Origin of the sequence: Lactobacillus sp. HBUAS51381 (assembly GCF_012641095.1) — a bacterium.
Taxonomy (GTDB): Bacteria; Bacillota; Bacilli; order Lactobacillales; family Lactobacillaceae; genus Levilactobacillus.
The window spans coordinates 46,041-56,117 of record NZ_JAAVSC010000019.1 but is presented as its reverse complement, the minus strand read 5'-3'; the positions used below and the strand labels follow the sequence as shown (position 1 = coordinate 56,117).

12 protein-coding genes are annotated in these 10,077 nt (G+C 51.5%); 5 read left to right on the top strand and 7 right to left on the bottom strand.

Annotated features, from left to right (window positions below; genetic code table 11):
- Window positions 1-192: hypothetical protein (locus HEQ50_RS12740; protein WP_211089271.1), on the top strand; the 192-nt coding region annotated here is incomplete at its 5' end.
- A 45-nt stretch (window positions 193-237) separates the two neighbouring features.
- Here the strand turns inward: HEQ50_RS12740 and pepF are convergent.
- From pepF to HEQ50_RS07885, 6 genes are all read right to left on the bottom strand, one after another.
- The gene (pepF, locus tag HEQ50_RS07910; RefSeq protein ID WP_168899973.1) at window positions 238-2,046 is read right to left on the bottom strand and encodes an oligoendopeptidase F; all 1,809 of its coding nucleotides are present in this window, start codon (window positions 2,044-2,046) and stop codon (window positions 238-240) included.
- 90 nt (window positions 2,047-2,136) lie between these two features.
- Window positions 2,137-3,204 (bottom strand): competence protein CoiA family protein, encoded by a 1,068-nt coding sequence (locus HEQ50_RS07905; protein WP_168899972.1) that lies wholly within the window; start codon window positions 3,202-3,204, stop codon window positions 2,137-2,139.
- 128 nt (window positions 3,205-3,332) lie between these two features.
- Entirely contained in the window at window positions 3,333-3,980 is a 648-nt protein-coding gene (gene trmB / locus HEQ50_RS07900) for a tRNA (guanosine(46)-N7)-methyltransferase TrmB (RefSeq protein WP_168899971.1), read from the bottom strand.
- 63 nt (window positions 3,981-4,043) lie between these two features.
- Window positions 4,044-4,835, bottom strand: coding sequence for a phosphotransferase family protein (locus HEQ50_RS07895; protein ID WP_168899970.1), 792 nt, complete (start codon window positions 4,833-4,835; stop codon window positions 4,044-4,046).
- Window positions 4,836-4,893: 58 nt separating this feature from the next.
- On the bottom strand, window positions 4,894-6,120 hold the full coding sequence (locus HEQ50_RS07890) for an ABC transporter permease (protein ID WP_168899969.1): 1,227 nt from the start codon (window positions 6,118-6,120) through the stop codon (window positions 4,894-4,896).
- Complete coding sequence (locus HEQ50_RS07885; RefSeq protein ID WP_168899968.1) at window positions 6,117-6,851, bottom strand: ABC transporter ATP-binding protein; 735 nt, start codon at window positions 6,849-6,851, stop codon at window positions 6,117-6,119. The genes HEQ50_RS07890 and HEQ50_RS07885 overlap by 4 nt, the downstream gene beginning before the upstream one ends.
- A 173-nt stretch (window positions 6,852-7,024) precedes the next feature.
- Between HEQ50_RS07885 and HEQ50_RS07880 the strand changes: the two genes are divergently transcribed.
- The 4 genes from HEQ50_RS07880 to HEQ50_RS07865 all read left to right on the top strand — a co-directional run bounded on the left by HEQ50_RS07880 (window position 7,025) and on the right by HEQ50_RS07865 (window position 9,326).
- The gene (locus HEQ50_RS07880; RefSeq protein WP_370520137.1) at window positions 7,025-7,483 is read left to right on the top strand and encodes an HIT family protein; all 459 of its coding nucleotides are present in this window, start codon (window positions 7,025-7,027) and stop codon (window positions 7,481-7,483) included.
- 2 nt (window positions 7,484-7,485) lie between these two features.
- Entirely contained in the window at window positions 7,486-7,806 is a 321-nt protein-coding gene (locus tag HEQ50_RS07875; RefSeq protein ID WP_168899967.1) for a hypothetical protein, read from the top strand.
- A 112-nt stretch (window positions 7,807-7,918) separates the two neighbouring features.
- On the top strand, window positions 7,919-8,839 hold the full coding sequence (locus tag HEQ50_RS07870; protein ID WP_168899966.1) for a peptidylprolyl isomerase PrsA: 921 nt from the start codon (window positions 7,919-7,921) through the stop codon (window positions 8,837-8,839).
- Window positions 8,840-9,143: 304 nt separating this feature from the next.
- Window positions 9,144-9,326 (top strand): hypothetical protein, encoded by a 183-nt coding sequence (locus tag HEQ50_RS07865; protein WP_168899965.1) that lies wholly within the window; start codon window positions 9,144-9,146, stop codon window positions 9,324-9,326.
- A gap of 132 nt (window positions 9,327-9,458) precedes the next feature.
- Here HEQ50_RS07865 and HEQ50_RS07860 read toward each other — a convergent pair whose 3' ends face one another.
- A complete protein-coding gene (locus HEQ50_RS07860; protein WP_211089269.1) occupies window positions 9,459-10,076 on the bottom strand; it encodes a sugar O-acetyltransferase in 618 nt (205 codons plus the stop codon).
- Window position 10,077 lies beyond the last annotated feature (1 nt).

Genomic DNA, 10,077 nt, shown 5'->3' with positions numbered 1-10,077 from the left:
GGGCTGACGGCTCAAAGCGAGGGAAAAGACAGCACTTTGGCTTTTCCCGATCCTTCCCACAGCGATCCAGACCAAATTTGGCGAACGGTAAGGCGGCCAATACACGACTATCATATTACAATGGCTGCTATCCTTGTCACAACAAGGCTTCTAGCTGTTTTCTATCTCTCAACCTTCAGCAGACTAAATTAAAACGGCGTCATCACTGCAAGTAATCACAGTGATGACGCCATTTGTTTATTTCTTCAATTCGTGTGCTAACTGGCTGAATTCCGCCAGCCGTTCGTCAAACGTCTTGAAGGCGGTCTCCAAGTAATCGGGCTTGGTCATATCGACACCCGCCTTCTGCATCACCGTAATCGGTAGCGCAGAACTGCCGGACTTCAAGTAGTTCAGGTAGGCATCACGCTTTGCCGTATCCCCACTTAGAATCCGTTGGGCCAGCGTTGTCGCTGCTGCAAACCCAGTGGAATATTGGTAAACGTAGTAGTCGTAATAGAAATGCGGAATCCGCGTCCACTCATCGGCAATTTGCGGATCCGAGATGACCCCATCGCCGTAGTAGCGCTGATTCAGGTCACCGTAGAACTTACTCATAAAGTCAGCCGTCAGCGTTTCGCCGGCCGCGGCCTGTTGGTGAATGTAATCTTCAAATTCGGCGAACTGGGTCTGCCGGTACACCGTCCCCTTGAAGCCGTCCAGGTAATGGTTCAGCACGTATGCCCGGACTTGCGGATCGGTTTGGGTCTTTAACAGATAATCCGTCAGCAGGTTTTCGTTAGTCGTCGACGCAATCTCCGCCACAAAAATCGAATAATCGCCGTACTGATAAGGTTGGTTGGTCCGAGTATAGTGGCTGTGCATGCTGTGACCCATTTCATGAACCAACGTGAAGAGACTCTCAAGGCTATCCTGCCAGTTCAGCAAGATATACGGCTTGGTATCGTACATCCCACCGGAGTAGGCTCCTGTTCGCTTCCCTTGATTTTCGACAACGTCAATGGCGCGGCCGTCAAACATTTTTTGGACATTAGCCACGTAATCGGGACCCAAGACGTTCAGGGCCTTGAGGGCCTCCTGTTGGGCTTCCGGATACGTGTATTTCAGGCTAGGTTCCCCGGTGATTGGCGTGTACAGATCGTACATGTGAAGTTCCGGTAAGCCCAGAATTTCCTTACGCAGGTTGACGTATTGGTGCAACGACTCCAGATGGTCATTGACCGTCTTCACCAACGTATCGTAGACCACGGCTGGCACATGGTTACTGCTCATCGCGGCCTCACGGGCACTCCCGTAATGGCGGACCTGAGCGTTGAAATTATGCGTTTTAACCTCACTTGAGAGCGTGCTGGCAAAGGTATGCCGGAACTGTTGATACACGCTATACAGGGCCTTAAAAGCCTGTTCTCGGACCTTAGGTTGGGTTGATTGGAGCAACACCCCATATAACCCCTCTGACAAACGGACATCCTTGCCGTCCTCGTCTTGAACAACGGGGAATTTAAGGTCGGCATCGCTGAGGACGCTGTAGGTCTTCGCCGAAGCACCGAAAATGTCGCTGGCACCGGCCAACAACTTCTCCTCCGCCGCCGATAACGTGTGGTCCCGCTGTTCACCCAAGACGTCAAAGAAGTGTTGGTACTCGGTCAGCCGGGGTTCGGCATCGATCAACGCCTGTAAAACGACCTGAGGGAGATTCAAGACTTCTGGTTCGTACCAAGACGTCGCCGCCGCAACCGTCGCAACCAGGCTCTCTGCCTGGCCAGACAGCGCCTGTGCGTTAGCATCGCTCGTATCCTGATCGTTCTTCAGGGAAGCGTAGACGTAGACTTTCTCCAACTGCCGGTTCAAGTCGAAAACGGCGGCCGTGACTTCGTAAAGATCGGCCGCGCTTTCTGCCAGTTGCCCCTGATGCGTTGCCACCTCCTTGGCCTGTTGTTTAACGGCAACGACCGCCTGCTTAAAGGCCGCGTCATCGGGATAAATTGGGGTTAGATCCCAGGTCAAGGCCTCGGGAACCGCCGCACGATTAGGAATTTGCTTCATGTCTTCGTCCTCCTTCAAATTTACATACTTTCAGTTTACCACTTTCGTTCCTAAGTTTGGCGGTCTGACAACTCGTTATCTCATTATTCTTTAATTTTCTCCCGGCCAACCTAACTGTCGTTGAATCGCCCAACCACCAGCCGTCTCCCGTAAATAGCCCTGACTCACCAAGTCGGCCATTAAGTGACGCTTAGCAATCTCTAATGTCCGATCAATCGTCAACCAGACCGTACGGCGATGACCACCCACAATCGCAAAACACGCCTCAGCCAGCCGATCAACCGTGGCTGCCGTGACGTTCTGCGTGGGTAAGGCAAACAATTTAGCCGCGACCAGTGCTCGCCAGACCAATAATCCCTGACCAAAGAGTGGCACCGTCTTCGCCGTGGTCGCCAGGGCCATGGGAATATCCAAAAGGTGGTGGCCTAAGGGATAGAGGTGTTCTTGAACCGCCAAGACGCCCGCCGTTCTCAAGTGAAGGTCTCTGGCCAATTTGGACCGCCAAAGCGGATAATCTAAGACGGGCTCGGGTATCGGCCACTGGGCCCCGGCAATCAGCTCGGCCAACCCGGTCAACCAGGCCGTGCCACCGTGATAATTTCCCAACGCGTCCTGATAGAGATGGTGATCGATCCGCAACCGCTGGCGGCGAACATCCCAGAATAAGAGGCACAGCCCCCACCCGCGTAGTCGCATGGCAAACCGCTCAATTAACGACCAGCCCAGCTTCTGTTGGGCATAGCGACTCCCCAAAATCCAAAGCGGCTGAACGCCCAACTTCTGGTAACCACGCGTTCGCGCTAGAACGTGCCGGGTCATAATGGGACTACATTGAAACTCCAAGGCAACTGGTGACCGGGCAGGCCGCGCGACCCAGCAATCGGCTCGTTGTTGAATCGCGGGCAACACGTGTTCCAACGTTATCGTTCCCCAATCCGCAAAGAAGGTCGCCAATTGCCGTTTCCCTGCGATATGTTGCGGCGTCTCACCTTCACTCAGAATCGTACAGGGTGCTTGCGGCCGATGGGCAAAGTAGGGCTGTACCCGGGTCCCATGCCGTAACCCCACGCGCTGATGACAAGCCGGACAAACATAGTCCGACCGCCGTTCTGCGTAGAGCGCATCCACCAACTTATCCTGTAATACCGCCACTAACACCGCGGTCACCCCCTTCTACACCTTAACTACGTCAAAGGGGGCGCAATCTTTTTTTATTTAAAAAGGCCCCTGAAAGCAAACGCTGGCTCATCGCCAATGCTTGCCCCCACGGGTCGAATGATTAAAGTTTAGTTTTCAGTCGGGAAATGCGCAATCACCTGATAGATTGGGCCCTTGGCTGAGAATTTTTGTTCATACTCGGTTTGAATATCTTCCACGTCATCCGTGGCGGCGTGCAGATCCAACCACACCCCATCAAAGACTAACCCGAAGTTATTCAAACTACTCAGGGAATACTCAAACAGTCCCCGGTTATCGGTCTTGAATTGAATGACCCCATTGGGTTGGAGAACGTCGGCGTAGTGCGCCAAAAAGACGGGCGATGTTAACCGCCGCTTGGCGTGGCGCGACTTGGGCCACGGATCGGAGAAGTTCAGGTACAGACCAGCCACTTCGCCAGCCGCAAAGAACGTATTCACCGCTTCGCCATCGGTGTGAACCAGTTGGATGTTGGTTAGTTCACTGGCCACGACCTTCTTTAAGGCCGCCGCAATCACGGAAAATTGGATTTCAATACCAATAAAGTTCCGGTCGGGATGGGCCTTGGCCATCTCCACAATGAACTGCCCCTTTCCCGTTCCAATCTCCACGAACAACGGTTGTTCCTTGGGAAAACGGCTCTGCCAGTTGCCCTTCAAAGGTTCTGGTTCTTCGACCAAGCGTTCGGGATGTTCGGCCACGTAATCCTTGGCCCACGGTTTATTTCGCACACGCACGATTCAATTCCTCCTCATAATCACAACGGCGGGCGCGAGGTTCTGCCCCGCTCCCGCCGACGTTTAATCCGTTACTGACGCTCTCGTCAGTTTTTCTAGTAAAATTAAGTGTTGATTCATAATTTGAAAACGTTGTTGATGGTAACTATCCGCAATCACACTCAGACAGTGGATCCGCGCGTACCAGTTCACCCGCGCGATCAGATCAGTGGTCATCTTCTCACCGTAGTCCTGGAGCCAACGTTGCCACTCTTCCAGCGGCACGTACTCACAGAGCAAGGCCCCTAAGTCGTAGGCGGGATCGGCAAATGTTGCGGCATCCCAATCCACCAGATACAGGCGCCGCCGGTCAGACAGCAACCAATTCTTATGATTTAAATCACCATGACAAACTTCGTAATGCGTCTTGGGCAGTTGTGGTTGCTCGCCTTGTAACGTCGCAAACGCCGATTGAATCAGCGGGTGGCGTCGCAAGTCGGCGGCTAAGGCCGGCTGTAAGCGAGTTAACAACTGGGCGGGCGTGGTAAATCGTCCGCCGACTTTTAATAACATATCATGAAGTAGGTGGGAATGGTGCACCCGATGTAGCAGCCGGGCCACCCGTTGCTCGCGCATTTCTTCGCGATGCAACGTTCGACCATTGAGCCACTCCTGGGCCGTCATCACATCCCCACTGGCAAGCCGCTTGGTCCACACCAACCGAGGTGTGATGCCCTCCATCGAGAGCGCGGCAAGAAACGGTGACGCATTTTGTTTTAAGAACACTTTTTGTGAAGCCTTCGTTCCCATATACGCCGTACCGGTATTCCCGCCCAGCGGATACAAGCTCCAGCCGTCACTGATATCCAGTGCCATGGCCACCCCTCCTCGATTTGTCAGCTATTATTAATTCTATGGGCAAACGCGACCCACGTCAACCCCTATTTTCAGCAGAACGCGTTAACCGTTGGGGGGTATAGATTCTCGCAAGATACCAAACCTCAACGACCTCGACCAACAGGGTCACGCCGGCGGTCACGACGTGGGGATTGGCCACGACAACGACCAGCCACAGTAAGCCCGCCGCGACACCAAGAATCAGGGTTACCAGCGTCACAAAGCTCTTGAGCCGTTGGGCAGGTAGTACGGGATAGACGTGGGTAAAGACCACGTCATCGTACTGCTGGAAGAACGGCAATAGCTGAAACCCAATCAGGTAGATGAATAGCGCCGCCAAAACGACCGGTAGCCATTCGCCACGCACGAAATACAGAAGAAGCATGCCAATCACGGTCAGCCGGACGACCAGCCCACTGAATTCGCTGCCGCGGACCATCCCCCGGCTAAAGAGGTAAAGGTACAAGTGGTCGTGGCTGGGCTTGATGAGCCTGTATAAGCCGTCCAAGTAGCGCCGGCGTTTGATCGTCCCCGACAGCATCGGCACCTCCGTGAACATATTGAAGAACCGATAGATGCCAAGCATCCGGTTATCCTCAATCTTAATCTGTTCTCGCCAGCGAATCTGTTGCTTCTGCCAGTGTTGGGCGAACCATCCGGCGACTGCGACATCGAGCACGAGCGCCAAAATGATGGCCACCCACGGCAACGTCCAAAGCCCGGCGGCCAAGACAATGAGGCTGACTCCCCATTTAATGGCCCAGTGGTTCATGCGCGTCTGGCCCGTTACCTGATAGGCACTGGCCAGGTCCAACCGCAAGAGCGCATCCTTTAGCACAATCTGGGCGACACCCAACGCAACCAGACTTAGGACGGTCCAATGCATCGTGACGCTCATGAAGGGTGCCAGTAAAAAGACGGCGACAATCTGCATGGCTTGGGCCAAGCCCTGACTGTAGCGCCGTGCGGCCACCAGATAGGCATGCATTGCCCGTTCCTTCGGTAGCAGGAAGACCCGGTCGGCATCCTCAATCAGCGTGGCCAATCGGCCAATCTGCGCGACAATCACCAACACGAGAAGCGCAACCACCGGCGCCCACCAGTATCCGGCCTTTAGGGTCTTCAACATATTCGAATACCCGTAACCCAGGCCACCTAGCAAGAAGAGTAGCGCAAAAACGAAGAAATCATTGAACACGAGCCGCAAATACTTGGCCATTTCCCGGAGATGGCGCTGCAGCCGTGTCTTAAATAAGGCGGTCATGCGCGGTCAACCTTCGTCATCGACAGATAAATATCGTTCAGTGATTCCCCCGCTTCCGGAAGAGCGGCTTGTAGCTCACTGAGCGTACCTTCAGTCTTCACCTGCCCGTTGTGAAGGAGAACAAAGCGGTCACAATAACGTTGCGCCGTATCCAACACGTGGGTGGACATGAGGATGCTGGCCCCCTTACGCTTACGATCTTCAATCAACTGCAAGAGATCGTTGACCGCCAGTGGATCGAGCCCCAAGAAGGGTTCATCGATAATAAACAACTTAGCCTGCGTCAGAAAGGCACAGACGATCATCACCTTTTGCTTCATCCCCTTGGAAAAGTTCGCAGGGAACCAATCCAATTTATTATCCAACCGAAACGTCTTCAATAATTTGTGGGCCGTTTTCCACGCCTGATCATGATCCAAGTCATAGGCCATCATCGTGACTTCCAAATGTTCGCGCAACGTGAGTTCCTGGTAAAGTACCGGGGTTTCTGGGATGTAGGCAATCTGTTGCTTGTAAGCCTGACTATCCTGTTGAATCGTCACGCCGTTTAACGTAATCGTCCCTTTGTGGGGCGTCAATAACCCAATAATATGATTAATTGTTGTCGATTTACCGGCACCATTTAGCCCGATTAAACCAACCAATTCGCCGTCCTTAACGTCAAAACTAATATCTTTTAAGACGGGAATCTGGGAGTACCCTCCCACAACGTGGCTAACTTCTAAAGCCATACACATTCCCTCATTTCTCCTTTAAACTAACCGAAGCGTCTCTCAAGGACCACGCCATCCGGTCATAACTCAGCTATTATACCATAGCTCACTCAGTGAACGAACGATAGTGGTGAATCACGCCCTGTTGATGGTGTATAATAAACGAAATCGATGCGAAAGAAGGAGATTTCATGGCTAAAATGACACTCGAACCGCACTATGACGATGATTGCATTTTTTGCAAAATCTTAAAGGGAGATATTCCCAGCTACACCGTCTACGAAGATAATATCGTTAAGGCATTCCTGGATATCTCGCAGGGAACCCCCGGTCACACGCTGGTGATTCCCAAGACCCACGTCAAGGACATCTTTGCCTACGATGCCGACCTTGCCGCGGCGGTCTTCTCCCGGATTCCGCGGATTGCCCGCGCCGTTAAGGATGCCAATCCCAAGATCACGGGTATGAATATCGTCAACAACAACGGGACGGTGGCCTATCAATCCGTCTTTCACTCCCACTTCCACCTCGTTCCCCGCTACACGGACGACGATGATTTCCGAATGATCTTCAAGGATAATTCTGCCAACTACACACCGGACGATTACGCCGCCATTCAGACTAAAATCAAGGCACAATTGGAGGGCTAACCATGGGTATTGGAAAATTCTTAACTGGGGTCACCCTGGCCACCGGGGTTGGTTTGGCAGCCTACTTTACGTTGACCAAACAGGATCCGCGAACCTGGGTCAAGCAGGTTCGCGCGCAAGTCAAGACCACCGCGGACCAAGTCGATGATGTCAAAAACGCCAAGGATCGGTTGACGGCTAAAGCCCAAGCCCTCAATGATGCCGTGACTGCGGCAACGCCTGCGATTGAAGACATTCAGAGCGATGTCGAAAAATTCGCCTTTAAGATTGCGCCGCGCGTTGAAGTCATTGAAGACACCGTCTCCCGGTGGGACAAACTGTAATTTTGAACTTTTTGTAAAGCTTCTCGTACCTTTTTGGGTTTGCGAATTTTTGTGTTATGATATCCAAGTATGGTGTTTACACCAATTTTGATGAATGGATGTGTTGAGTAATATGAAGAAATGGTTTATCGCCCTTGCCGGCTTGTTACTGACGGTAACGCTTGCTGGTTGTGGGAACCAAACCGTTGCAACCACTAGCGGTGGTAAAATCACCGAAAGTGCTTACTACAGCAGTTTGAAGGGAACTTCATCTGGTAAGCAAGTCTTGCAACAAATGATTCTGAACAAGGTCTTGGAAAAGCAATACGGTAGCAAGGTTTCCAAGTCTGCCGTTACCAAGCAATTTAACACTTACAAGACCCAATACGGTTCATCATTCAAGAGTGTTCTTTCCCAAAGTGGGATGACGGAATCCAGCTTAAAGACTGAAATTCGTTCTAACTTACTTTTGAAGGAAGCCGTTAAGGACAACGTTACGGTTACGGACGCGCAATACAAGAAGCAATTCAAGAGCTACGAACCAGAAGTTTCCGTTGCCCACATCTTGGTTTCCAAGAAGTCCACTGCTAACACGATTATCAGCGACTTAAAGAAGACTAAGAAGAGCGACATGACGACTGAATTCACGAAGTTAGCTAAGAAGTACTCCACTGATACGGCTACCAAGAATAAGGGTGGTAAGTTGAGTGCCTTCGATAGCACCGATACTTCTTTGGACTCAACCTTCAAGAAGGCTGCCTTCAAGCTGAAGACTGGCGAATACACCGCTACGCCTGTTAAGACGCAATACGGTTACCACGTCATCTTAATGTTGAAGAACCCTGGTAAGGGCACGATCAACCAACACAAGGCTGAACTTAAGAAGCAAATCATCGACAACGACATGAACGATTCGACTGTTCTGCACAACGTGGTTGCCAAGGTCTTGAAGAAGGGTGACGTTTCCATCAAGGATAACGACTTGAAGAACATCTTGTCTGATTACTTATCATCAAGCAAGTCTTCAACCACTTCAACTTCATCATCTAAGTAATTTCTAAATTCATGAAAATCCCTGGATCATCAGTTATGATGGTCCGGGGATTTTTTTCATTTAAATGCGGGATCAGCCCCATCGCTCCCCCATCTTGGCCCGCTTTTTAACACTGTTTCTTCTGGTCTATAGGTAAGACATTCCTCTAACAATCAGGTATGGCCTATTTTCAGAAAACGTTTGGTTACGACTCTTGCATACGGTATATTTAATGTAAGCGAAAAGCGGTGTTCCAGATGTGTCAACATCGCTGTTATTGTCTCTGTTTTCAGAAATAGCTTAATACCTAATTAGGAGGTGACTCATGTCAGCACAACCCTATTCCGCAGCTAAAAAAGCAGCGAATAAAAAATGGGACGCGGCTCATAAAGAACGAACCCGCTACATCTCTGATCGCTCAAAGGCCCGCAGCTTCGTTAAGAATCGCGCAACCACCGATGACTTACATGCCCTACTTGCCCTAATCACCGAACAACTCGAAAAATAATTTCCGTATTTGCTTAATTTGGGACAGAACTTCTCGAATTCTCTTCTGTTCCCATTCATACTCAAAAAGCTAGTGCTCACGTGCCCTCCCCCTTTTTCGAGGAGACACACGAACACTAGCTTTTTTACACGCTTACTCATCAAACAATGCGGGATCAATTCGCCGGTCCTTAAAGTAAAATTCCCGGTCGTGGTCGTTGACCTCACGCATGACGCGGCACGGATCGCCCACCGCGACCACGTTATCTGGCAAATCCTTAGTCACAACACTCCCCGCGCCAATAACCACGTTGTCGCCAATCGTGATCCCCGGCAGGACAATCACACCGGCACCTAGCCAGCAATTTCGCCCAATATGAACGGGCATGTTGTACTGGTAGTTTTGCGCCCGGAGTGCCGCGTTGATCGGATGGCCCGCCGTCGCCAACGTGACGTTGGGCCCAATCATGGTGTGACCCCCCACGTAAATGTGCGTATCATCGACCAACGTTAGGTTAAAGTTGGCGTAAATATTGGCGCCAAAGTGAACGTGATGACCCCCAAAGTTCGCGTGGAATGGCGGTTCAATGTAGCAATTCGGCCCCAATTCCGCGAACAACTCGTGAAGCAATTTTTGTCGCTGCTCGGGCTGACTCGGCCGCGTATGGTTATAATCGTAGAGTTTATCTAAATAGCGTTGCTGCTCGACCTCGATGGCCGGATCATCCGGCAGGTAGAGATCGCCCGTGTGCATTTTATCCCGGTTTGTCATG

Excerpts from the sequence above, each read along its gene's own strand:
- pepF (WP_168899973.1), bottom strand. The coding sequence starts at position 2,046 with ATGAAGCAAATTCCTAATCGTGCGGCGGTTCCCGAGGCCTTGACCTGG.
- HEQ50_RS07895 (WP_168899970.1), bottom strand. The coding sequence starts at position 4,835 with ATGGCACTGGATATCAGTGACGGCTGGAGCTTGTATCCGCTGGGCGGG.
- HEQ50_RS07890 (WP_168899969.1), bottom strand. The coding sequence starts at position 6,120 with ATGACCGCCTTATTTAAGACACGGCTGCAGCGCCATCTCCGGGAAATG.
- HEQ50_RS07885 (WP_168899968.1), bottom strand. The coding sequence starts at position 6,851 with ATGGCTTTAGAAGTTAGCCACGTTGTGGGAGGGTACTCCCAGATTCCC.
- HEQ50_RS07880 (WP_370520137.1), top strand. The coding sequence starts at position 7,025 with ATGGCTAAAATGACACTCGAACCGCACTATGACGATGATTGCATTTTT.
- HEQ50_RS07875 (WP_168899967.1), top strand. The coding sequence starts at position 7,486 with ATGGGTATTGGAAAATTCTTAACTGGGGTCACCCTGGCCACCGGGGTT.
- HEQ50_RS07870 (WP_168899966.1), top strand. The coding sequence starts at position 7,919 with ATGAAGAAATGGTTTATCGCCCTTGCCGGCTTGTTACTGACGGTAACG.
- HEQ50_RS07865 (WP_168899965.1), top strand. The coding sequence starts at position 9,144 with ATGTCAGCACAACCCTATTCCGCAGCTAAAAAAGCAGCGAATAAAAAA.
- HEQ50_RS07860 (WP_211089269.1), bottom strand. The coding sequence starts at position 10,076 with ATGACAAACCGGGATAAAATGCACACGGGCGATCTCTACCTGCCGGAT.